19 protein-coding genes and 1 pseudogene are annotated in these 23,787 nt (G+C 64.1%); 4 read left to right on the top strand and 16 right to left on the bottom strand.

Features of this window, described 5'->3' with window-relative positions; translation table 11 throughout:
* Nucleotides 1-13 precede the first annotated feature (13 nt).
* From PWJ82_RS05845 to PWJ82_RS05870, 6 genes are all read right to left on the bottom strand, one after another.
* Entirely contained in the window at nucleotides 14-2,509 is a 2,496-nt protein-coding gene (locus tag PWJ82_RS05845; RefSeq protein WP_274735786.1) for a heavy metal translocating P-type ATPase, read from the bottom strand.
* Between the two features lie 113 nt (nucleotides 2,510-2,622).
* Nucleotides 2,623-2,868 (bottom strand): heavy-metal-associated domain-containing protein, encoded by a 246-nt coding sequence (locus tag PWJ82_RS05850; protein ID WP_274735787.1) that lies wholly within the window; start codon nucleotides 2,866-2,868, stop codon nucleotides 2,623-2,625.
* 208 nt (nucleotides 2,869-3,076) lie between these two features.
* The gene (locus tag PWJ82_RS05855) at nucleotides 3,077-4,327 is read right to left on the bottom strand and encodes an ATP-binding protein (protein WP_274735788.1); all 1,251 of its coding nucleotides are present in this window, start codon (nucleotides 4,325-4,327) and stop codon (nucleotides 3,077-3,079) included.
* 114 nt (nucleotides 4,328-4,441) lie between these two features.
* Nucleotides 4,442-5,125, bottom strand: a complete 684-nt coding sequence (locus tag PWJ82_RS05860; protein WP_016441929.1) for a DedA family protein — start codon at nucleotides 5,123-5,125, stop codon at nucleotides 4,442-4,444.
* Nucleotides 5,126-5,229: 104 nt separating this feature from the next.
* Nucleotides 5,230-6,684: an adenylosuccinate lyase gene (gene purB / locus PWJ82_RS05865; RefSeq protein WP_274735789.1), complete on the bottom strand. Its 1,455-nt coding sequence runs from the start codon at nucleotides 6,682-6,684 to the stop codon at nucleotides 5,230-5,232.
* Nucleotides 6,685-6,782: 98 nt separating this feature from the next.
* Complete coding sequence (locus PWJ82_RS05870; protein WP_274735790.1) at nucleotides 6,783-7,610, bottom strand: fructosamine kinase family protein; 828 nt, start codon at nucleotides 7,608-7,610, stop codon at nucleotides 6,783-6,785.
* 167 nt (nucleotides 7,611-7,777) lie between these two features.
* Here PWJ82_RS05870 and PWJ82_RS05875 point away from each other — a divergent pair, with 167 nt between their 5' ends.
* Nucleotides 7,778-8,884 (top strand): histidinol-phosphate transaminase, encoded by a 1,107-nt coding sequence (locus PWJ82_RS05875; RefSeq protein WP_274735791.1) that lies wholly within the window; start codon nucleotides 7,778-7,780, stop codon nucleotides 8,882-8,884.
* Between the two features lie 55 nt (nucleotides 8,885-8,939).
* On the opposite strand, the gene PWJ82_RS05880 is transcribed toward PWJ82_RS05875, so the two are convergent.
* Both PWJ82_RS05880 and PWJ82_RS05885 read right to left on the bottom strand, forming a co-directional pair.
* Entirely contained in the window at nucleotides 8,940-9,737 is a 798-nt protein-coding gene (locus PWJ82_RS05880) for a hypothetical protein (RefSeq protein WP_274735792.1), read from the bottom strand.
* 120 nt (nucleotides 9,738-9,857) lie between these two features.
* Entirely contained in the window at nucleotides 9,858-10,373 is a 516-nt protein-coding gene (locus PWJ82_RS05885) for a (deoxy)nucleoside triphosphate pyrophosphohydrolase (protein ID WP_274735794.1), read from the bottom strand.
* A 186-nt stretch (nucleotides 10,374-10,559) separates the two neighbouring features.
* On the opposite strand from PWJ82_RS05885, the gene pulA reads away from it, so the two are divergent.
* Nucleotides 10,560-13,256: a pullulanase-type alpha-1,6-glucosidase gene (pulA, locus tag PWJ82_RS05890; RefSeq protein ID WP_274735795.1), complete on the top strand. Its 2,697-nt coding sequence runs from the start codon at nucleotides 10,560-10,562 to the stop codon at nucleotides 13,254-13,256.
* 73 nt (nucleotides 13,257-13,329) lie between these two features.
* Here pulA and PWJ82_RS05895 read toward each other — a convergent pair whose 3' ends face one another.
* Genes PWJ82_RS05895 through PWJ82_RS05905 form a run of 3 tightly spaced genes read right to left on the bottom strand, consistent with a single transcriptional unit; the run spans nucleotide 13,330 to nucleotide 15,992 of the window.
* A complete protein-coding gene (locus tag PWJ82_RS05895; RefSeq protein ID WP_274735796.1) occupies nucleotides 13,330-13,980 on the bottom strand; it encodes a DNA-3-methyladenine glycosylase in 651 nt (216 codons plus the stop codon).
* A gap of 20 nt (nucleotides 13,981-14,000) precedes the next feature.
* Entirely contained in the window at nucleotides 14,001-14,972 is a 972-nt protein-coding gene (locus tag PWJ82_RS05900) for an L-lactate dehydrogenase (RefSeq protein WP_274735798.1), read from the bottom strand.
* Between the two features lie 18 nt (nucleotides 14,973-14,990).
* Nucleotides 14,991-15,992 (bottom strand): MDR family oxidoreductase, encoded by a 1,002-nt coding sequence (locus PWJ82_RS05905; protein ID WP_274735799.1) that lies wholly within the window; start codon nucleotides 15,990-15,992, stop codon nucleotides 14,991-14,993.
* Nucleotides 15,993-16,152: 160 nt separating this feature from the next.
* Between PWJ82_RS05905 and PWJ82_RS05910 the strand changes: the two genes are divergently transcribed.
* The gene (locus tag PWJ82_RS05910) at nucleotides 16,153-17,367 is read left to right on the top strand and encodes an amidohydrolase (protein WP_274735800.1); all 1,215 of its coding nucleotides are present in this window, start codon (nucleotides 16,153-16,155) and stop codon (nucleotides 17,365-17,367) included.
* A 36-nt stretch (nucleotides 17,368-17,403) separates the two neighbouring features.
* Nucleotides 17,404-19,095, top strand: a complete 1,692-nt coding sequence (locus PWJ82_RS05915; RefSeq protein WP_274735802.1) for an MFS transporter — start codon at nucleotides 17,404-17,406, stop codon at nucleotides 19,093-19,095.
* 141 nt (nucleotides 19,096-19,236) lie between these two features.
* Here PWJ82_RS05915 and PWJ82_RS05920 read toward each other — a convergent pair whose 3' ends face one another.
* From PWJ82_RS05920 to PWJ82_RS05940, 5 genes and pseudogenes are all read right to left on the bottom strand, one after another.
* Nucleotides 19,237-19,833 carry a hypothetical protein gene (locus PWJ82_RS05920; protein WP_274732922.1) on the bottom strand — a complete coding sequence of 199 codons (597 nt, stop codon included), beginning with the start codon at nucleotides 19,831-19,833 and terminating at the stop codon, nucleotides 19,237-19,239.
* A gap of 4 nt (nucleotides 19,834-19,837) precedes the next feature.
* A complete protein-coding gene (locus PWJ82_RS05925) occupies nucleotides 19,838-21,055 on the bottom strand; it encodes a DUF7224 domain-containing protein (protein ID WP_274735804.1) in 1,218 nt (405 codons plus the stop codon).
* Nucleotides 21,052-21,813 carry an ATP-binding cassette domain-containing protein gene (locus PWJ82_RS05930; protein ID WP_274732918.1) on the bottom strand — a complete coding sequence of 254 codons (762 nt, stop codon included), beginning with the start codon at nucleotides 21,811-21,813 and terminating at the stop codon, nucleotides 21,052-21,054. Before PWJ82_RS05930 ends, PWJ82_RS05925 begins: the two co-directional genes overlap by 4 nt.
* Before the next feature lie 128 nt (nucleotides 21,814-21,941).
* Nucleotides 21,942-22,742 carry a carboxymuconolactone decarboxylase family protein gene (locus tag PWJ82_RS05935; protein ID WP_274732917.1) on the bottom strand — a complete coding sequence of 267 codons (801 nt, stop codon included), beginning with the start codon at nucleotides 22,740-22,742 and terminating at the stop codon, nucleotides 21,942-21,944.
* A gap of 134 nt (nucleotides 22,743-22,876) precedes the next feature.
* Nucleotides 22,877-23,787 (bottom strand): annotated as a pseudogene (locus PWJ82_RS05940) (hypothetical protein); the annotation flags it as partial.

Below are 23,787 nucleotides of genomic sequence, written 5' to 3' on the forward strand. Positions count from 1 at the left end.
TGACCTGGCAGGGCTACTCAGCCCGGCGCAGCCGCAGCGAATTGAGCACCACGATAACCGAGCTGGCAGCCATCGCCGCGGCGGCCAAACCCGGCAGGATAATCCCGGCCACCGCCGCCGGAATAGCAATGAGGTTGTAGCCGAAAGCCCAGGCCAGATTCTGGCGGATAACCCGCAAGGTGGCGGCGGAGATGCGCAGCGCCGCTCCCACATTGCGCAGATCGGAGTTCACGATGGTGATATCGGAGGCGGCCTTGGCCACGTCCGTGCCCGAGCCCATGGCGATGGAGAGGTCCGCGGCGGCCAGAGCTGCGGCGTCGTTCACACCGTCCCCGACCATCGCAACCCGCCGGCCCTCCGCGCGGGCCGCTTCCACTACCCGGACCTTGTCGGCGGGGAGAACCTCGGCGTGCACGATCTCGATTCCGGCGGCCCGGGCCACCGCCCGCGTGGTGGCAGCGTTATCCCCGGAGGCCAGAATCGGAGTGAGGCCCAGGTTTTTGAGCTCGGCGACGGCCGCAGCGGAGGTGGGGCGTAGCTGGTCACGCACCGTGATAAGGGCGAGCGCCTCATCGCCGCGCGCCAGCATCACCAGGGACGCCCCGCCGCTCGCGGCTTCTTCCAGCGTGCTCTCCCAACCGGACACATCCACTCCGGCTTCGCGCAAGGCACGTGGCGAGGCCGCGTAGCAGTGCTGCCCACCGATGGTGGCGCGCACGCCCCGCCCGGCCAGATTCTCAAAATCGGTGGCAGGGCTAAGCTCCATGCCTTCCTTGCGGGCCCGGGCCACGATGGCGCGGGCGAGGGGATGCTCGGAATAGTTCTCCACGCTCGCGGCCAGGGTGAGAGCTTCTTTACGAGCGGCGACGGCGCCGCTACCGCCACGTGCCCCGGCAGGCGGGAGAATCACCCGGTCCACGGCCATGGTTCCGGTGGTGAGGGTTCCGGTTTTGTCCAAAATAATGGTGTTGACGCTGTGGGCGCTTTCCAGGGTTTCCGGGCCGTGGATAAGGATGCCGCGCTGGCTAGCCCGCCCGGAACCCACCATAAGCGCGGTGGGAGTGGCCAAGCCTAGAGCACAAGGGCAGGCCACCACCAGCACCGTAATGGCGGTCATGATGGCCAGGTCCAGGGGGTTACCGAGCGCCAGGCGCACCCCGAATGTCGCGAGCGCAATGAGGATAACGGCGGGCACAAATACCGCGGAAACCCGGTCCGCCAGCGCCTGCACCGGGGCTCTCCCGGATTGGGCGCGGGTGAGGAGGCGGCCCATCTGCGCCAGGGTGGTATCGCGGCCCACCCGGGTGGCCCGTACCCGGATCGCGCCCGCGGTGGTGAGGGTTGCCCCGGTGACTTTATCGCCCGGGCCCACGTCAATGGGGGTGGATTCGCCGGTGAGGAGGCTGGCATCCACCGCGGTAGTCCCGGAGACCACCACCCCGTCGGTTGCAATTTTCGTGCCGGGGGCCACGAGGAATTCGTCCCCGACGGCCAGGTCGCTGGCAGGAATAATTTCATCAACATCCGCGCCGGAAGCGGTGCGTACCCGGCGTGCGTCGTCGGCCCCTAAAGCGAGGAGGGATCGCAGCGCATCTCCCGCGCTGCGGCGTGAGCGGGTTTCGAGCCAACGCCCCAGCAGCAGGAATGTAACGATCATGGCCGCGGTTTCGAAATACACGTGGGAGCCGTGCGCGGCGCCGGTGGTGAGCGCGTGAATCCCGGTCATGGACATGCGGTAGTCCGCGCCGCCTGCCCCGCCCCACAGCAGCGCCCAGATGGACCAGCCCAGCGAGGCCAGGGTGCCTAGTGAGATCAACGTGTCCATGGTGGTGGAGCCGTGGCGGAGCGCGGCGGCAGCCGAAAGGTGGAAGGGCCAGCCGCACCAGAGCGCGATGGGGAGGGTGAGGGCGCCGATGACCCACTGCCAGTACGGGAATTGCAGGGCCGGGATCATGGAGAGCGCCACCACGGGGATGGAGAGGGCTAGCGAGATCCAGAAACGCTGGCGCAGCGAGGCGATGCGGGCGCTTGCCTGGGCGTCGGCTGCTTCACGCGTAGCGGCTGCTGCGCGAACCGATTCGGCGTGCGTGTTGGGGTTGGTGGTGGCCGGGTGTGCGGCGTCGTGCGGATCGGTAGTGCCCGCGCGGGCGCCCGCGCTTGTAGTGGTACCGCTCCCGGCCCTCGGGGTGAGTTCCGTGCGGGAAATGAGCCGGGCTTCGTAGCCGGCTGCGCTCACCTGGGCGAGGAAATCGGCGGTGTCCAGCTGTGCCCCGGTTTCGCTGAGTTCGAGGCGGGCTTCGTCGGTGGCGAGGTTGACGGAGGCGCGCACCCCGGGCATTTTATTGAGTTTCTTTTCCACGCGCGCCACGCAGGAAGCGCAGGTCATCCCGGAAATCGCGAGGTTTACTTCGGCAACGGGGGCGACGTCAAGATTTTCGCTCGCGCTGCTTGTGGTGTTGCGTGCGATGGGGTACGACGGCGCAGCTGCGGCCTGTGGGGGCTCGGACACAGAAAAATCTCCTTACGTGGGCGCACTTAGGTGGGCTGCCGCGGGTGGTGGTCCGCGGCAGCGTGTTTGTCAAGGCAGCGGGTGCCTAAATTATTTGTGCGAGTGGGTGGTGTTTAGCGGATGATCTCGGTCACGGTGTAGTCGCCGGCTTCGGCTACCGCGGCTTTGAGGTCTTCGTCGGAAAAATCGTGCGGGGTGTAGACGAGTACCGAGGAGGTGCCTTCCGGGTTCAGGGTGACGAGCACGCTGTTGACATCCGGGAGAGCATCGAGTTCTGCGCTCACGTGTTTGACGCAGTTTTCGCAGGTCATCCCGGTGACTTTCAGCTCGATAGTGCGATCAAATTCTTCTGTTGCCATGGTGCGCCTCCTTCTTCAGCCCCGAGGTGGGGTGCACCCGGTTTAACACGAATCTACGCGGTGCTATTCCCGCTTATCCGCAAGCCCAGCAGTGGCGAATCTTTCTGCTCGAGTAGTTTTTATCCATGTGTTTCATTGTATGGCCCGAGGAATCGCTTGCTTCGAATTCGCGATCGCAGCGCGCCTAGGCTGAGCGCCGTCGCCGCATTTACGCTCCCAACAATGCGAGGGGGATAACGTAAATTCCGTCGGGGCGGCGGTATGCCTGGGTGCCGGTGTTGAGGACCATGAGCAGCGGGTCCTGTTCGGGGATTTGCTTGCGTAACCACAGCAGGTGCTGCACGTCATGCTCGCTAATCGCGTTGGCGAGTTTCACCTCGACTCCGGCGATTTCTCCGCTCGGGCCTTCTGCTATCAAGTCCACCTCGTGGTCTCCGTTGCGGGTTCGTAAGTGGAATACGCGGGCCCGGTTGGCTTCGGCTGCGACTCGCACGCTCAGCGCGGCTAGGGACTCGAATAATTGCCCCAAGAACTTCTGCCCGCGTGTACCCAGCAATGTGGTTTCGTTCAGATTGAGTAGCCGCAGCGCCAGTGCCGGATCAGCGAGCTGGTGTTTCGGGGCGAGCTGCAGCCGCTTCAAAGCATTGCTGGCGGGTGCCCAACCGGCGATGGGATCCAGAATCCACAGTGCGGTCAGGTGTTCGCGGTATGTAATCGTGGTACTTTTTGCGGGCTGCGTGCCATCCCCACCGGTGGTGGCATCTAATAAATTCGCGTACGACGTTGTGAGGGAACTTGCCGCCGCGTACGCGGCCAACCAGCGGTGCAATACTTCCGGGCGGCGCACCGTTGCTCCGTAATCGGGTAAATCGCGGTCGATAATCAAGCGCAGATACGAATCCAGTAACTCTTGGGTCACTTCAGCCGATTTCGTCATAATCCCAGGGAAGCCGCTCCGGGCTATGGCGCGGCAATAATCCGGCAAAGCGAAATCCGTATGGCCGGCTATGCCTTGATTGGGGTTCCTGAGCAGTTCGCCGAAACTCACGCTAGGTTCAACAAGTTCGCGTTCGAATAATGCCATCGGGCGCAGCCGTAAAGAGAGCACTCGTCCGGCCCCGCTGTGCAGCCCGCTGGCATCGAAAGGTGTGGCTGAGCCGGTCAGCAGGAATCTTCCCGCAGGTGCACCCCCATCTACCTGGCGCCGCACAGAATCCCACACCGCTGGGACTTTCTGCCATTCGTCCAATAAGAGGGTGCCGGGCGGGACGGTGGTGAAATCTGGATCCGCGGCCGCCACATATTGAGTTTCGGGGCGGTCAAGCAGCCATATCGTGTTTGCGCGCTGCAAGGCGGTGGCAGTTTTCCCTACGCCTTTCGCGCCGTCAATCGCGATTGCGGGAACTTCGGGAAGTAATGCGTCTAGCCGCTTATCGATCGCTCGCTTATGGTAACGCATAGCCCCATCCTACCGTTAGCAGGCGCCCTACGCTACCATTAGCCGGGTTTCTATCCTACTTTTAGCCGGACTTCTACACTACCTTGAGCCGAAATTGCTTGAGGGTTCCACTTTCTAACGTCCGCGCCGGTTCACAACCACGCGGTGAATAATCCATCCCACCGCGATCACCAGGCAGACCACCGCCACGATCTTCGCGAAAATCCCCACGTAATCTTCCACGATGGTCCAATTCGCACCAAGCAGGTAACCGGCGTAAATCAGAATCGTATTCCAGATCGCCGAGCCCACCGCCGTCAGCGCGGTAAATTTCAGCATCCCCATATTCGTCACGCCGGCGGGAAGCGAAATAAGGGAGCGGAAAATCGGTACCATGCGCCCGAAGAACACGGTCCAACTGCCGTGCTTATCGAACCAGGCCTCGGTTTTATCCACATCGGATTGTTTGGTGAGCGGGAACCACAGCAGAATTTTGCGGGTGCGTTCCCGCCCGAGCCAGGCGCCCAGCCCGTACAGCAGCCAGGCCCCCGCCAGCGACCCGGCGGTACACCACAGAATCGCGCCGATAAGCGTCATATTCGAGGTGGGGGAGGAGGCCGTGAACCCGGCCAGCGGCAAAATCACCTCGGAGGGCAGCGGCGGAAAAATATTTTCCAGCGCAATAAGAAGCGCCGCCCCGAACCCGCCGATAGCGTCCATCACACTGACCACCCAGCCGGTGATCCCGCCCATCGCGCCCGGGTCACCGCCCGGCGCCGGTGCGGTCGCCAGGACACTCGTCCATGCTGCTACGTTCACGCTTCTCCTCCGGTTGCGAACGCCGCGAAGTGCGGCACATATGCCGTATTTGTTACGACGACGCCGCCGCGCTGCCGCGCGGCCTGCCGGCTACCTTAGCAGGCTTAGCTGGCTGCGGTCCCGGGCGTGTCCTCCAGGAAATCCACGAGGCGGGCAGCCAGGCCGGTGTACCCGGCCGGAGTGAGAGCAAGAAGACGTTCCTCTATATCCCCCGGCAAACCCAAGCCCGCTATAAATTCCCGCATATCTGCCGCGGTGACCTTCCGCCCGCGGGTCAGCGCCTTGAGGCGCTCGTAAGGATCTTCCAAATGCTCAGCACCACCCAGGGCTGCGGCCCGCATGGCCTGCTGGATCGGTTCGCCCAGCACTTCCCAATTCGCGTCCAGTTCTGCTGCGAGCTTGGCGGGATTGGGATCCACCCCGGCCAGCCCGCGCCGCAAATTATCGAGGGCCAGGTAGGAATGCCCGAGCGCCACCCCGATATTGCGTTTCGTGGAGGAATCGGTGAGATCGCGCTGCATCCGGGAGGTCACCAGAGTCTGGCTGAGCACCCCGAAAAGCCCGGAGCTGATCTCCAGATTCGCTTCCGCATTTTCGAAGCGAATGGGATTGACCTTATGCGGCATTGTCGAGGAGCCGGTCGAGCCCTGCGCCGCCAGGTTCTGATGGAAATAATCCAGGGAAATATAGGTCCACATATCGGTGGCGAGATTATGGGCGATGCGATTGACGTGCGCGATATCGTCGAAAAGATCGGCGAGCGCATCATAGGATTCAATCTGGGTGGTGAGCGGATTCCAGGTCAGCCCTAAGGATTCCACAAAATCGCGGGCCAGTCCCGGCCAGTTTGCCTCTGGAATCGCGGTGGCGTGCGCGGAAAAAGTCCCGGTGGCCCCGGAGAATTTCCCATAATATTCGGCGGTTTCCACCCGGCGCAGGGAACGGTGCAGGCGGTGCGCGAAAACGGCGAGCTCTTTGCCAACGGTGGTGGGCGAGGCCGGCTGCCCGTGGGTATGGGCCAGCATGGGTAGCTCCGCGTGGGTGCGGGCCAGCTCGCTCAGATCTGAAACCAGGCCCCAGGCGCGGGGCAACCAGCAGCGGCGCACCGCGTCACGCACGCCCAGCGCCCAGGCCAGGCTATTAATATCTTCCGAGGTGCAGAAAATATGGACCATCTCGCGCAGGTGACCCAGCCCGCCTACGTCCATACGCTTCTTGATGAAGTATTCGACAGCTTTGACATCGTGCCGTGTTTCCGCCTCGATGATAGCCAGCTCGTGTGCCGCGGCGTCGTCGAACTTTTCAGGAAGCGACCGCAAATATACGACGGCGCTGTCGGGCAGCGCCCCCACCCCGGGAATCACCGCGCGTTCGCACAGGAAAATCAACCATTCGACTTCCACGTGAATTCGGTAGCGGTTGAGCGCGGCCTCGCACAGGTAGGGCTGCAGCGGGGCGGTGGCGCTGGCGTAGCGGCCATCTAGGGGGGAAAGCTGCCCGGAAATATTCAGGACGGGGGTGGATGCGGAAGTTGATTCTGGCGCGCGCTGCTCACTCATAGCTCTATTCTGGCAGATCCGCGCCCGGCTGGCAGAACCGCACGCCATGTACCGCTGCGCCCAGCGCCGGCGAGATACGCACGTCCGGCTAGCCGAGCTTAGAGGTAGGGCCGGGCGGCGGCCAGGGTTTCCGCGCCGTAGGAGCCGCCGAACAGCGCGGCGTGGAGGATAAGAATATGGAGGCTGTGCAGGCCGATGCGGTGCTGCCACCCGGAGGCAAGCGGGGATACCTCGTTATAGCCGGCGTAGATGTCCTCCACGAAAGGAGCGCGGAAGACCGTGAGGGTGGCCAGGTCGGTTTCCGCGTGCCCGCCGTGGGAAACCGGGTCGATGAGCACCCCGCCGCGTTCCGTCCACATCACATTGCCGCTCCACAAATCACCGTGGAGTAGAGCGGCCGGGCTACGCAACAGGGCCGGTTGGGGACTATCGAAAGTGCCGGTCCGTAGGCGTTCACATAACTGTTCCAGGGCACGGGAGCCGCTCGCCTCCAGCGCCCCGTTATCGCGGGCGGGGCGCAGATAGGGTTCGATGCGATCCGCGGCGTAGAACTCCCCGAAGCTGCGCGCGGGAGAATTCGCCGGTACCACCGGTAAATCCCAGGAGCCCAGCCGGATCGGGCGGGAGCGGTGAGCGGTGGAGGGATCCGCCGCGCCGCCGGGAGCCTGCCCGAAAATCCGGTGCCCGGTGGGATCCCAAGCGTGGGTACGGGCCAGGCGCGCCCCGAATTCCCGGGCGGCCACCGCGGTGGGGCGCACGGAGCGCAAGCGCTCCTCGCGCAAGATACCGCGGTCGTGATCCGCGGCGGTGGATAGCAGCGCCACGACGGGCGCCCCACCACTCGGCGTGGCCTCGGCCAGCTCCGCCAGCGAAAGCGCCTCACCCCAGATCTCGGCCGGATCGCCGGTTTTCGCAAAGGTCTCCATACCCGCATCCTACGGCGCCCCGTGCGGAGTGGCGCACCGTTCCGGATAACGGTGCGCGGGGACGGAGCACGGTGCGGGCGGACACGGTGCGCAGCATGGAGGCACCGGTGCGCAGGCGGCGCGGAACGGCCCCGGGGTGGCTCGCGGTGATGGTGCACAATAGAAGAATGCAATGGTTCCGCCCCGAATTAGCCGATCTGCCCAGCTACGTTGCCGGGAAACGCCCCCGCAATGCCGATAGCGTCAAGCTCTCCAGCAACGAAGTACCTTTCCCACCCACCCCGGCGGTGGCCGCCGCGCTCGCGGCCGCGGTTGATCAGGGTGGGGAGCTCAATCGCTATCCCGATATGTCCTGCGCGCAGCTCACCGCCGCGCTCGCGGCCCATGAGAACTGGGATCCGTCCGGCATCGTGGTGGGCAATGGTTCCACCGCCCTCATCGAAAAATTCCTGCAAGCCGTGGTCACCCCGGGCGGCGAAGTAGTCAGCCCGTGGCGTTCTTTCGAGGCCTACCCCATCGCCACCATTGCCGCGGGCGGGCGCTTCGTGGGCGTGCCGCTGCGCGCGGATGGCACCCATGACCTGGAAGCCATGGCCGCCGCCATCACGGAAAATACCCGCGCTATCCTCCTGTGTTCGCCCAATAATCCCACCGGAACCACCATTCCGCACGCCGAGCTCGCTAGCTTCCTGAGCCGGGTTCCCGCCCGCATTCCGATACTCCTTGACGAGGCCTATATCCACTTCGCTCCCGCGGTAGGTGAGAGCCAGGCGAGCCGCGCCGTCGTACAAAACGGTAAGGAACTGGCGCGCCAGTACCCGAATGTGGCGGTGGCCCGCACTTTTTCCAAGGCTTTTGCGCTGGCCGGGCTGCGGCTGGGTTACCTGCTCACCAGCCCCGCGCTGGCCGAACCGCTGCGCCGTATCGCCACGCCTTTCGGTGTGAATCGCCTCGCTCAGGTGGCCGGCCAAGCTGCCCTCAGCGAAGCGGATATCGTGCTGGAGCGCGCCGCGCAGCTCGCCGGCGCCCGCGATGAACTGGCCGCCCAGCTCGCGGCGGCCGGCTGGCACACGCCTACCTCCCACGCGAATTTCCTGTGGATGTCCGCGGCTGAACTGGCTCGCCACGGGGTGAGCGCCGCACGTTTCGAGGATGCGTGCATGGATGCCGGGGTACTGGTGCGGGTGCTCGGCGAAGGGGTGCGCGTGAGCGTGGCCGAACCGGAAGGTAGCACCCGGGTGCTTGCCGCCGTGGGCGCGCTGGCCCGCAGCTAGGATCCCGACGCTGCCGCTTCAAGGCACCCGTTACGGTCAGCTGGCACGGGGCCAGCTAGAACAATTCTTCGGCGGCCCGCCGCACCGTAAACCCGTGGCCGGTCAGCTCCGACCAGCAGGAAATGCCGGCGTATTGGTCGGCGGTGCAGGCGAAGCCGTGCGCGGCTACCACGCTGCCGTAGGGCACCTCTTTGGCGGTGCTCACCTGGGTGGAACACCCGGCGGTGGTGGTGCCCGTCAGACCCACGGTGTAATTGGCAGGTTCGCCTTCGCAGCCGGGCGGGGACACGTAGTCATAGGTGAAAATCGTGCAATTGACGGCTTTTTCGTCAAGGGAGCAGCGCACGTTATTCATCGGGGTGGTGAAAGATTCCAGCCGGGTGGCCTCCGGTGGTGCGGGCCGCACCAGTTTCCACCACTGGCGCGAGGCCGCGAAAGATTGGAAATCCGCCGGTGCGGCAATATCGCCGAGCGCCGTGCTCAAGCTCAGGGTGTATTCGGCCCCGCAGCTGGAGGAGAGGGTGCGCAGGGCCTCGGTGAGGAGCGGTGCCTCAGCGGTATAGGTGCCGCCCGCGGCCGCCGCGGTCGCGTAATCGGCCAGGGTTGCCGCCGCGTTCTCCGGATTTGGGCAGGCGCCCGAGCGCAAGTCGTGGACCTGGTTGCGCAGCTGGGTGAGATCAGCGGAGGCGCTGCGCCCGGGTTCGGGGCCCGCGGTGGTGGGTGCCGGTGCGGCGGCGTCGTCGCTAGAAAAATACGAGACCCCCACGAGGGCGAGCACGCCCGCAAGAACGGCAGCCGCGAAGAGCAAGAAATACAGCGGCCATCGCGCCGGGCCGTGCGCGCCGTGTTTCATGCGTACTCCTTGTGCTGGGGATTGTCCTCCTAGGTTACGGCACCGCGCGCCGTGCGTCATCTTAGGAACGACGGCGCAGCTAGGGCGCCTGCCCGCCGCGGCCCCCACCGTAGCTTTCGGCTAGTGCCCACCCAGGGCGGCGCGCAGCACGGGCAGAATCTGGATATCGCCGGGCAGCCACTCCACGCTATCGAGCTCCGCGGCGGTGAGGACGCGGGCATCGCGGTGCGCCGGGCCCAGCGTGATTTCCCCGAAGGGCCGCGCCAGCCACACCATCATCCGCAACCCGGCGTTATGTTCCCCGGAACTCAGGTCCCAGGAGCCGTCCGGGCTATCGGGGTTGGCCAGCTGCCGGCCGATATCAATACCGCAGCCCAGCTCCTCGGAAATCTCCCGGTGCAGGGCCTCGCGCGGGGTTTCGCCGGGTTCCACTTTTCCGCCGGGGAATTCCCACAGGCCGTCCGCCCATTCGGGGTAGGAGCGCTGGGTGGCCAGCACGCCGCTGGGATTAGTGAGGTCAGCAACGAGGGCCGCGCCCACCACCAGGTGGGGAGCGGGTTCCGTGCTGGAGTCCGGTGCCGGGGCCGGCTCAGCTACCGGCGCTGGGTGAGATGCGGATTCGGATTCAGATGTCATATCGGATGCCTCCTCGCCGCCCATATTAATTCTTGAGGCGAGCGGCGGGGATGTCCGTTCACCTTGTGAGTGAGATCTGCCACCGGATAAACTGGCCGCGCATTGCCTCACCGTACGGGCGCCGTTCACGCACCGTCCCCGCGCGTATCCGCACCGCTCCCTTTTTGCCGATCACAGGAGATCACCATGACCCACCACTGGAGTTCTAAGGCGTTTTTCGGCTCCGGGGAGTTCCTCGTTCCATCAGTTAACCGATCTTTGCTTGCCTGGCCCGCGGAGCAGATAGCGGAGGGTGACCGCTTTGAGCTGTGGGCCTGCCCGGATGGAGCCGGCACGCTCGGGGATCGGGAGCGTGGTGATAGGAGCGCAGAACAGCTCGGCATCAAGCGGCTTTGCACCCTCGCGGTGGATCCGGACGGTATCCCGGCCGCGGCTATTTCCACGCGCGCACACCTGTCCGGCTATGCCGCGCTGCGCCTGAGCGGCGTGCCCTCCCACCAGTTGCGTGAGGCGCTGCGCGGGCAGCTTCTGGTGGCGCGCCGTAACGGTGCCGGGGAACTCAGCGCTCTCACCGGGGTGCAGATCGCCGGGATGATTGATGATCTTTACGCGGGTGCCCGCCAGGCATGCCTCGGTGTCACGTGGAACGGGGATGCGCCCGCGGTGGCACTGTGGGCGCCCACCGCCCGCCAGGTTCGTATTGAGGTGACGGGTGCGGGCAACGGCGCTGGTGTGGGGCCCGCTGGCCCCACCACGCACGCCATGACCCGCGATGAGCTGGGTATCTGGCACGCCAGCGGTACTCCGGCCTGGAAGAACGCCAGCTATCTTTTCGAGGTCGAGGTTGTGGAACCCCGGGCGGGCACCGTGGTGACTTACCGGGTGACCGACCCCTACGCGGTGGCCCTCACGGTGGATTCCGAGCGCGCGGTTTTCGTGGATCTGGACGACCCGGCCTACCAGCCAGAACTCTGGCGCACTGCCCCGCGGCGCACCCTCGCCAACCCGGCTGCCCACACCATTTACGAGTTGCACGTGCGCGATTTTTCAATGTCGGATCCCACCGTTCCCGATCACCTGCGCGGGAAATACGGTGCGTTCACGCTGCCGGACTCGGCCGGGATGCGCCACCTGCGCGCCCTGGCCGAGGCCGGAATGACCACCGTTCACCTCCTCCCCACCTTCGATATCGCCACCATTCCCGAACGCCCCGAGAACCAGAAGACTCCGCGCATCCCGCCGGCCGGCCCGGATTCCCCGGCCCAGCAGCAGGCCGTGAGCGCGGTGGCGGATTCCGACGCCTATAACTGGGGCTACGATCCGTTCCACTACCTGGCACCGGAAGGTAGCTACGCGGTGGAGCTCAATGGCGGGGCACGCATCAAAGAATTCCGTGCCATGGTGGGAGGGCTGCATGCGGCTGGCCTCGGCGTCGTACTCGATCAGGTCTACAACCACACGGCCGCAGCCGGCGGGGATGCCGTCTCCGTTCTCGATAAAGTGGTGCCCGGTTATTATTACCGTCTGGACGCGCGCGGCACTATCGCTACGTCCACCTGCTGCCCGAATGTGGCGACCGAAAACCTTATGGCGGAGAAACTCATGGTGGATGCGGTGGTGCTGTGGGCCAAGCACTATCGCGTGGACGGGTTTCGTTTCGATCTCATGGGCCACCATTCGCGCGCGAATATGGAGGCGGTGCGTGCCGCTCTCGATGCCCTGACGGTGGAGCGGGATGGCGTTGACGGTGCGCGTATCTACCTCTACGGGGAGGGCTGGAATTTCGGGGAGGTGGCCGATAACGCGCGTTTCCGCCAGGCCACCCAGCTGGAGATGAACGATACCGGTATCGGGGCTTTCAATGATCGCCTGCGGGATGCCGTCAACGGTGGCGGGCCTTTCGATTCCGATAAACGCCACCACCAGGGCTACGGCACCGGCCTGTTCACCGACCCGAATGGCCACAGCCCGTGCTCCCCGCAGGAGAACCACGAACGCCTCGGGCACGCCACCGACCTGGTCAAACTCTCCCTGGCCGGGGCCCTGCGCGATTTTAGTTTCCTCACCCACACCGGGGAATGGAAAAGCGGAGCCGAGCTGGATTACGGCGGACGGCCCGCCGGTTTCGCCTCCCAGCCCCAGGAAGCCGTCAATTACGTGGACGCGCATGATAACGAAACCCTGTGGGATAGTGGTGCCTACAAACTGCCGCTCTCCCTCAGTACCGATGATCGTATCCGGATGGCGCTGCTCTCCCTGGCCACGGTGGCGCTCGGCCAGGCCCCGGCTTTCTGGCACGCGGGCACCGAGCTGCTCCGCTCGAAGTCCCTGGACCGAGATTCCTATAATTCCGGGGACCATTTCAATCGCCTGGATTTCTCCGGGCAGAGCAATAATTTCGGGGTGGGCCTGCCGCCCGCCAGCCGCAACGAGGCATCCTGGCCGGTCATGAGGCCGCTGCTAGCGCGCCCTGAACTGCGCCCCAACCCGGAACAGATCGCCCGCGCGGCCGCCATCGCCCGCGACCTGCTGCGCTTGCGCCACTCCAGCCCGCTCATCACCCTGGGAAGCGCGGAGCTCATCCGCGCGAAAGTCACTTTCCCCAACGGTGGGCCCGGCGCCACCCCCGGCCTCATCATTATGCGCATCGACGATACCGCCGGCCCGGATAGTGACCCGCAGCTCGACGGCATCATCATCGCCTTCAACGCCTCCCCGCGCCCCATCACGGAAAAAATCGAGGGCGTCACGGAAACCTACGCGCTGTCGCCCATTCAGCGGCATGGGTACGACGACGCAGTTCGCGGCGCCACGCTTATTGGCGGCACCGTTACTGTGCCAGCGCGCTCCGTCGCGGTCTTTCTGCTGGCCCAGCGATCCTAGTACGCACGCCGGGCCTCCCGCCGGATCCGGCGCACCCGCGGGGGGGGGGGATCTCTTCAGGATGGGTGCTTTCTCAACGCCGCCCACTCACGGTGGGATCCCCCGGCAACCAGAAGCGCAACGGTGCATCTGTATTTCGGGAAATCCCGATACGGGGACCCACCCGGTAGGGTAGCGGCGCCGGTGGCAACTCCAGCCACAGGCACCGCTCCGATAATCCGGCGGGATCGGGAGTGATGGCAGGATCGAGCACCCCGCCATCCGTATCCCGCACCGTAAGCGGCAGCCCGCTCATGGAAGTATCCAAACCGAGGACCTGGCCCACGTTGCCCGGCCCGCGCGCCAGGGCCTGGCGCGCGGGCGGAGCGGCGCCTGGCCGGGTTCGGCGCCGCAGGGCTTCCTCCAGCCCGGCCACAACCTCCCCGGCGCGCAAGAGCACCGCGCTGGCCTGGCCATCCGCCCCGCACACGATATTGCCGATGCGATGGATGCCGTAGCTGAGGTAGACATAAAGGTGGGCGGGTGGCCCGAACATAACGCGGGCGCGCGGGGTGGGCCCGGCGAAAGCATGCGAGGCAGGATCGCTCGCCCCGAGGTAGGCTTCCACCTCGGTCAGGCGCACCGCCACGGCGCCGTCGCCCACCACCGCGCCCAGCAGCAGCGGGGCCAGCTCATCGGCCGGCCGGCTCAGATCCGCGATGCTCGCCGCACCCGTGCGCGCCACAGTCCCTCCTGCCGCTAGGCTCAGGCGTCGTCGCCCATACCCTCGAGGTTCGAGAGCGCTTCACGGATCTGCGCGGCGCTGGCCCGTAGGGATTCCAGTTCCGCATCTGATGGTTTCATATCGATCTGCCGGATCGCGCCGCGCGCCCCCACGATGGTGGGCACGGACATGCACACCCCGGAAATTCCGTTCCACCCGGTCATGAGGCGGGAAACAGAGAGTACCACGCGTTCGTCGCGCAGCACCGCCTGGATAATCCGGGAGGCCGCCAGTCCGATGGCGTAATTCGTGGAGCCTTTCCCTTCGATCACTTCGTAGGCGGCGTTGATGACGCGGTCGGCGATACCGTCGAGGAGTTCATCGGTGACCGGGCCGGAACGCAGTTCCCATTCGCGGATCGGTACCGTGGAAATCGAGGCCATCGACCACATGGGAGTCTCGGAATCCCCGTGTTCGCCGCACATATAAGCATGCACATTCGAGGTTGCCACGTGGAACTTCTGCGAAATAAGCTGGCGCAGCCGCGAAGAATCCAGCACGGTACCGGTCCCGAAAACGCGTGCGGGCGGCAGCCCGGAGATTTTGAGGACGGCTTGGGTGATCACGTCCACAGGATTGGCGACGATGACGAAAATCGCGTTGGGGGAGAGCTCGACCAGCGGGGGAACAATGGAACGCATCATCGCCACACTCGCCCCGGCCAGGTCCAAGCGGGACTGGCCCGGCCGCTGGCGCGCCCCGGCGGTAATCACGATGACATCGGAATCCACGGTGGCCTCCACGTTATCGGTGCCCTCAATTTTGGCGGTCGGCATGAACTGGCCGCCGTGCATAAGATCGAGGGCTTCGGCATGCACCTTCTGTGCGTTGATATCTTGGAGAACAACATGCCGGGCGACGCCTTTGATGAGCATGGCGTAGGCGAGGGAAGTCCCCACCGCCCCGGCGCCAATAATAGAAACCTTTGAGCCTTCAGTGCGCTGGTCAATCATATTTAGTTATTTTACCCGCTACAGGTTGATCCGCACCGCCGTGCGCCCGTAACGCTGGCCGGCGAGCAGCTCGCGCCCAGCTGCGGGAACATCAGCCAGCTCAATCACGTGGGTGAGAGAATCGAGCACGCTCGTGTCCACGTGCTCGGCCAGCAGTTTCCAGGCGCGCAGGCGCAGCTCGCGCGGGGCCCGCACTGAATCCACCCCGGCCAGGGTGATGCCCCGCAAAATAAAGGGCAGCACCGTGGTGGGAAGCGCGGTTCCGCCGGCCAGGCCGCAGGCGGCCACCGTCCCGCCCCAGCGGGTTTGCGCCAGCAGATTCGCGAGCACCTGCCCACCCACGGTATCCACGCCGCCCGCGAAGCGGCTCTTTTGGAGCGGCCGCGCGGAAGGCTCCTCGAATTTCGAGCGCTCAAGCACCTCGCTTGCCCCGAGCCCGCGCAGGAAATCCCCGAAGCGCTCCGCCCGCCCGGTCAGCGCCACCGGTTCGTAGCCCAGCCGCGCGAGGAGATGGAGCGCGATACTGCCCACCCCGCCGCTCGCCCCGGTCACCACAACGGGGCCGTCGTGCGCCACCGCGTGATCGCTGAGTGCCAGCACACACAGCGCCGCCGTATACCCGGCCGTTCCCAGGGCCGCCGCCTGCGCGGCGCTGAACACTTCCGGCACCGGCACGCAGGCATCTCCCGGCACCCGCAGCTGCGGGGTGTAGCCTCCGTGCCGGAATTCGCCCAGACCCGCACCGTTTACACTCACCAGCTGCCCCGGGTGCACCGGGCTATCCGGGCCGGCTTCCCGCACCGTCCCCACCGCGTCAATGCCGGGGATAAGCGGGCTGATGCGGGCCACACCCCGGTCGCCTTTCAGGCACAGCGCATCTTTGTAGTTGAGGGAAGACCAGGAAATATCGAGGAGCACATCGCCTTCCCCGAACGGGGCTGCATTCGCTCCACCGGCCTGAGTATCGAACGTGAGCGTGGGCGCGGTTGCGTCGTCGCATCGCACAAAAATAGTAGCCATGCATTAAGCGTACCGGCGCGGCACGCGAGGTGCTTTTACCGCTACTATCTGAAGTAGACCCGGCGCGTGAGCCGGGCACAAGGCGCAGATAGGGTCAGCCGCTACTTCCACGCATTCGCAACGATGGCGGTCCCGCCCTATCCTGGCGGAAAGGTGATTCATGATCAACATTAAAGAGGCGGTGGATTATTTCACCCCCTGGCAAGAAGAGCTTTATATCCACCTGCATCAGCATCCCGAACTCTCTATGCAGGAAAAAGAAACCTGTGACACTATCGACGCGGAACTAACGCGCCTCGGGTACGCAACGCAGCGGATCGGCGGCGGCGTCGTCGGTGTGCTGGAAAACGGGGAGGGGCCCGCGGTGCTCTTCCGCGCCGATATTGACGGGCTCCCGGTCAAGGAAGCGACCGGGCTCGAGTACGCATCCACGCAGACGCGCACGGACACGGACGGCAACGAAGTCCCGGCCATGCACGCCTGCGGCCACGATTTCCATATTTCTTGCGCCCTGGGCGCGGCACGTATTTTCGCGGAAAACCGCGAGGCGTGGGCCGGCACCTATATCGCGCTATTCCAGCCCGGGGAAGAAACCGCGGCCGGGGCACGCTCCATGGTGGCCGACGGCCTGGTCGATAAGATTCCGGCGCCGGATGTGGCTCTGGGGCAGCACGTGCTGGCCGGGCCGATGCGCGCGGGGCAGGTCGGCACCCACGCCGGGGCGATTCTCTCCACCGGTGCTTCCGTCAAGGTGACGCTGCACGGGAAGGGCTCGCACGGGTCCATGCCGCATCTGAGTATTGACCCGGTGGTGCTGGCCGCCGCCGTGGTGACCAGGCTCCAGAGCGTGGTGGCGCGCGAAATTAATCCCTTCAAGATGGCGGTGCTCACCGTGGGCTCCATCCACGCCGGAAGCAAATCAAATATTATTCCGGACACCGCCACCCTGCTTATTAATATTCGCGCGTACGATATGGACGTGCGCGAACAGCTCCTCGATGGCATTAAGCGCACCGTCACGGCCGAATGCGAAGCGGCCCGCGCCCCGCAGGCACCGGAATTTGAGATCTACGATTCCTACCCGCTTACTAATAACGACGACGCAACTACCGCCAAGGTCACCCAGGCATTCCTGGCACACTTCGGGGAAGAGCGCGTGATGGACTGCGGCGAAGTATCGGCTTCCGAAGATTTCAGCGTGATCCCGGACGCCTTCGGGATTCCCTACACCTACTGGGGCTTCGGTGGTTTCGCGGAAGGCGCGCCCACCTACCCCAACCACAACCCCGCCTTCGGGCCGGTTCTCCAACCCACCCTCGCCACCGGCACCGAAGCCGCGGCCGTTGCCGCGCTCGCCTGGCTGGCGCGGGACTAGCGGGACCACATTTCCACGATGACAAAGGATAAAACTATGGCTACCACCAATGGCGCAAAGGCGCCGGCCGGTAACCCGCCGCAAGAAACCGGCTACCGCGGCACCGAAAAACTGCTGTGGGGCATCGTCCTCGCGGTGGTGACCTTCTGGCTGTTCGCCGGAACTGCCGCCACCGTGGCACCCAATATTATGGAGGACCTCGGCAGCGTGGACGCGGCCGGGATGAACCTCGCGGTGTCCATTACCGGCCTGTTCTCCGGCCTCTTCATGGTGCTCATGGGCGGCCTGGCCGATAAGATCGGGCGCGTACGCATCACCCTCCTCGGGATTGTGCTCAACGCCGCCGGTTCGCTGCTGCTCATTTTCGCGGCCGGGGGCGTGGCGCTGCCGCTGCTGCTGACCGGGCGCGCGATCCAGGGCCTGGGCGCGGCCTGCATTATGCCGGCCTCGATGGCCCTCGTGAAGGCCTACTGGGATGGCCCGGCCCGCCAGCGCGCGGTGTCCATGTGGTCGATTGGTTCCTGGGGTGGCTCCGGCCTGGCCGCGATCTTCGGCGGCACCGTGGTGCAATTCGTGGGCTGGCGCGGAATCTTCATCGCCTCGATTATTATTTCCGTGCTCGCCTTCCTCATGATCCTGGGCACCCCGGAAAACCGGGTGGAAAGCACCGGCCCGCGCAAGAGCTTCGACGCCATCGGCCTGGTGCTCTTCATCGCCGGCACCCTCGGGCTCATGATCGTGCTGCTCTACGGCTCGAAACTCGGCTGGGGCAGTGCGGCAACCCTTCTGCTCACCGCGCTCGCGGTGGTTTCTTACGCGCTCTTCTTCGGGTGGGAACGCAAGCAGGCGAACCCCTTCATTGATTTCGCGCTTTTCAAGAACACCACCTTCACGGGTGCCACTATCTCCAACTTCCTGGTGAACGGCACCATCGGCATGCTCATTATTAGCCAGCAGGTCATCCAGCTGGCCGGGCACAAGGCGGACGGTTCGCTCTACACCGCGTTCGATGCCGGCCTGCTTTCGCTGGGCTACGGCGTGTGCATTATCGCCTTCATCCGTATCGGTGAAAAGCTGCTCCAGCGCTTCGGGCCGCGCAAGCCGATGATCTGGGGCTGCCTCATCACCATCGTGGCCTGCGGGCTGCTCATGACCACGCACCTGCTTATCGGCCAGTACGTGCTCATGGCGGTAATCGCCTACTGCCTCTTCGGTCTGGGCTTGGCCTTCTACGCCACCCCGTCCACGGACGCGGCGCTCTCGAACCTGCCGGCTTCCCAGGCCGGTTCCGGTTCGGGTATCTACAAGATGGCCTCCTCGCTGGGTGGGGCGATCGGCACCGCGATTTCGCTGGCGGTCTTCTACGGGCTGCAAGGTGCCCCGGTGCCGGACGTGATCGCGATGTCCGGGCGTACGGATAACTCCTCGATTCGCCTGGCCGCGATGGTCGCCTTGGGTGTTTCTTTGGTGTTCTTGCTGCTCGCCATTGTTTCTATTACGACGACGGTACCCAAGGGCGGGGGCTCTGCCACCGCGGGTGCTTCGGCTCCCAGCGCGGCTCCGGCCCCGCAGCTCGCCCCGGACGACGAGCGCCAGGAGATTATCGCGCGCCTGTCCGAGCTCCCGCTGCGTGACCTCCAGCGCCTGGAGCGCCAGCTGCTCGTGGACGAACTCTCCGGCTTGGACACCAAGGCTTTGCAGGCCCTGGTGGAGAAGCAGAAGGCGTAGTTCTTCGCGCGGCGCGCTCGCGAATGGGTGCGTAGGCAACGCGGGATAGCTACATGGTTGTGGGTGCGTATTGCAGATTTCTGCGGTACGCACCCACACCTCGTTAAAGCTGATGTGCTTTCGAAGCGGTCGGGCACTTACCTACCGCTGGAGGTACCGCGGTCGGATGCCTTGGCAGTACAGTGCCGCGCATAATCCTGCCGCTACACACATGCCGGCAGCGATAAGCCACAGCGAGGGGCTATTGCTCCGCGATTGCACTAGATTCCAGGTGCTCTCACGATCGGGCGCAAAAGCTGCGCTCAGGAACACCAGCACCAGGGGAAGCGCCCACATGAGGCGCGCGCCGAAGCAGTAGGCACTCACGATTCCAAGTGCTAGCCACGCAACGTGAAGGCGGAGTAGGCCGAGCCCGGTAGAGTCGTGAGTGAGTAGTACCAGAATTCCGGTTAGTACTGTAGTAGCAGCGGCGATTCCGCACCCTACCGTCAGCAACATACCCGCCGGAGCTTTGCCGTAGTAGTCCTTTTCCTCACGCGGGGCGATGATACTGAGGAGGGCCAAGGGTATGCAGAAGGTGAGCATACGGCCGAGCGGCGTTGTCCCACCTGAGACCCACGAATGGAAAGTGTGCTCTTCCCCGAGTAAATAGATAGCGATGAGGGCGGCAAGGGCGATACCGAAGGCCTTCAAAGCTCGGTGAGCGCGAAGGTAGATGAGCCACGGGTGTGCGGTCATCGTGCTACCTCTCTAAATCAGCAATAGATGCTGCATACGTTTTCTGAGCCCAGGCGCGCTGTTCCGCTTCTGGTAGTGCAGTGATTGCTCGCGCGCGTTCCACTGTCGCGGAATCATGACCGTCGGCAATAAAGGAACTATCTGTTTTACTCGGGGCGCCTCGCATCATGAGCCATAGGTCAAGATCATTACGTGCGGCATTCCCGGCATCACTGTTTGCTCCTCCTTCATAACTCCGATTCGTGAGGGGGTATACCAGCGCAGTGACGAGCATGCTTTCGTCATCCATATCCGCGCTCGCAAAGTTCAAAGTTCGCCCGCCGTAGTGATTGCCGTTGAGAGCAAATTCTTCAAAGGTATCCGCAACTGGCATTCCTTCGGGGATAAGCGGCAGGATACGGTCGCGGATATTCGTGAATGTTCGCAAAGCGGGCTCGTGTTCTTTCCATACGCACAGGAAAGGTTGAGACGTGGTGCATACCTGACCTCCGCCCCGGCGTTGGCTCGGCTCCGGGAAGAGCGCGCTGGTAGCGATGAGGGTAGCAGCAGCAATAAAAACAAATATCAAACTGCCCACACTTTGCTTTTTATGCCATCCCGTACGCCGCGGAAGGAAAAGTGCGGGGATGAAGGCTAGTGCTGTCACTGCAATAAGGGCGTAGAGCTGGGGGAGTGAGACCTCCATATAGGGTTCTAGAACCGTATATTGAGTAGTGAACATGGCAATGCCGAGCATTGCCCCGAAGCTAGCTACCGCAATAACGGCGCTAGATGCATCTATTCGCCCGATCATATGGCCAATAAGTACACCCAGGAATCCGAGGCATAGATACCCGATGATTGGATGAATATTGACCGGCGCGAGCTCCCCGCGTGCCATGGCAGTTACCCCTAGGGCGGCACCACTGAGAACCGCTCCCGTGAAGAGGACGGTAAGGAGCCCCGGCATAAGCGCGCTGGCGTTCTGCATGAGCACGCGACGCGGAGAATAGGGCACCCACGTGGGAAAATCTACCGCACGGATTCGTTCGGAGTGAATTGCCTGCACCGCAGAAACCAGCGGCATCGCGAAAATAAAACCACAGAGAGCGTAATTTGCCGTGGCACTCGTATAGCCCACCCAGGAATCACGTAGGAGCCATAACGCTATCGCTCCGACTATCAGGGTGAGGAGCGCGCTGATGAGATGGGGGTGACGTTTGAGGTAGGGCCAGAAAATCATGACGTGCTCCCCTGGGGAGTTTCTCCGGCCAATACCGCCATAAAGCCTGCCTCCGCCAGGCTCATATCTCGCGTATCAGTGCCAGTGTGGCTACCAAGGCTTTCCAGTTCCGCCACCGTTCCCGAAAAACGGATAGCGCCCTGGTCGAAGACCAGAACAGTTTCGGCTACATGAACAATGTCCTCAATGAGGTGGGTGGAGATAATAACGGTATCCGCCAGGTGTGCACCGAGGAGTTTTCGGAATTTTACGCGCTGCACCGGATCCAAGCCGGCCGTTGGTTCATCAAGAAGTAATATCTGCGGGTCGCCCACTTTGGCGGCGGCCAATCCGGCTCGTTGCAATTGCCCACCGGATAGACTTCCCATTTTCTTATTGGCGAGATCGTCAATATCGAAATCACAGAGGTTTGTGCGCACCGAGGTATCAATATTTGAGCGCGCTACGCCGCGCACCCAGCCGATATACGAAGCGAATTCTGCAACGGTGAGTCTGGGATCAAATGTGATTTTCTGCGGCAGGTAGCCGATGCTTTGCCCCAGTTCGCGCCAGCTGAGTTTCTGGAGTGGTTTCCCGGAAATGTAAACGCTGCCGTCACGCGGGCGCAATTGGCCGGCCAGGGTACGTAGCAGGGTGGTTTTACCGGCACCGTTTGGCCCCAGCAAAGCGGTGACCCCGGAGGGGAACTCCGCGTCAAGTCCACTAAAGACGGGATTCGACGCGGAGTACCCCTGGGTTAGATGACGAGTAGTCAGCATAGTCTCCACCCCTGCCGCCAAAGCTATTGAAAGTTTCGTGTCCTCTTTGAGCCTACAACGTGACCTGGGATACATTCAATAGCTTAGGTTGGTTATTTATTTCCGAAGTAAAGCTCTTTCGGAAGGAATCACAGCCGCGCATACTCCGCATTGCTCACCGGCTCAAGCCACTCGTTGGAGGTATCCGTGCCGGGAACTTCCACAGCGAGGTGGGAGAACCAGCTATCGGGTGCGGCCCCGTGCCAGTGCTTGGTGCCCGCTGGCACATTGATCACATCCCCGGGCAGCATTTCTTCCACCGGCTGGCCCCAGACCTGGTGGAATCCGCGGCCGGCCACGCAGATAAGGATTTGGCCGCCGCCGCTGGAGGCGTGGTGAATATGCCAGTTATTGCGGCAGCCCGGCTCGAACGTCACGTTGTACATGGGAACCTGGCTGGTGGAAACCGGCGCGAGGTAGCTCTGCCCGATGAAATACTGAGCAAAACCGTCATTGGGGTCACCGATGGGGAAGAGGCATTCGCGCACGTGGCGTTCCTTGGCGCTCAGTGCATCCGTGCCAGGATTGGAGCCAGCGCTACCATCCGCACCCGCAGTCTCGGCATCACTACTCCACACGTCCTTCGCCAGATTGAAAACTGCCCAAGCCTTCGGCCAGCCTACGTACATGGCCGCATGCGTAATAATCGCGGTGATCTCCTCCCGAGTCACCCCGTGATTCTTGGCGTTATCCAGGTGATAGCGCAGCGAAGAATCCGTGATCCCGGAAGCCATGAGAGCCACCACCGTCACCACGCACTTCGTTTTGAGAGACAGCGCGGGCTGATTCCACACCCGCCCAAAAAGAACGTCGTCATTGAGCTCGGCAAAAAGCGGGGCGAAATCTCCCAGCTGGTCACGGCCCGCGGTTTGGGTAATCTTCTCACTCACCTGAGATCATCTCCTTCACATATGGCCGACGCCTTTGCCCAGCCAAAAAACAGACTACACCCCGGCGCATCCGGTCTCGGGTGCGCCGGGGTGTGGGGGGCGGGCCTTAGTGGCCCGGTCCGTTCATAGGTGCGTTACTTGCGCCGGTGGCGTTCCAGGGCGACGCCGCCGCCCAGGCACAGGGCACACAAAGCGATCACGCCCATGATCTTCGCCAGGGTGCTCAGCTTAATGCTCCGATCCCAGCCGATTGCCGAAGCATCGGCATTTGCGCCGGCAGTCGCCTGATTGCCCTGGCCTGCTGCGCTATTCGGCATGCCAACGAAGGCGGAACCGGAGGGTGTGCCGGCACCGGGCGTGGCACTCGCCGACGGAGTAGTGGAGGGTGCAGCCGCTTTCCCGGCTGCCGGCCCGCCCGCCTTCGCGGGTGCGGGGGAGATGGGGCGCGGTGCCGCGCCGCCACCGGGGCTGAGCGGTGCGTTGCCGCTCGGTGGCAGCACCTTCGCCCCGGGATTCTCCGGAAGCGGAGCGGGAGCGGGCGGCCCGGCGGGAGTGAGCGGCTTATTCCCGGGATTATTTCCAGTGCCGGGTATACCCGGCTGCCGATTCGGTTTCTGTGTGCTATCTTGTCCCGGGGTTTCGGGTGTGGTCGACGGCTGCGGTGCGGGAGTGGTGCCCGGCGTGGGCGCACCACCCGGATTAACGGTGCCGCCCGGGTTGCCACCAGGGTTACCTCCGGGATTTCCACCCGGATTCGGCGTGCCGCCAGGATTCCCGCCCGGATTGGGCTTTCCATCCGGATTCGGATCCGCGGAGGGGTGATCCGCACCACCCGGTTCGGGAGCGGCGGGATCGCCGGGGATGCTCACGGTGCCCTGCTCGTAACCGGCGATCGTCTCATCCCCAACCAAGAAGACGAGGCGGCCCGCCCGATTGGCCCCGGCCGCGCCCGCATCAAACCGGCCCGGCGGGGGGCGCGCCCAACACAACCCCCGCCCCGTACCCGCCCGGGGCGGGGACGCCCAACCGGCGGGCGGCTTGGTGG

Origin of the sequence: Actinotignum schaalii (genome assembly GCF_028864145.1) — a bacterium.
GTDB classification, from domain to species: Bacteria; Actinomycetota; Actinomycetes; order Actinomycetales; family Actinomycetaceae; genus Actinotignum; species Actinotignum schaalii_B.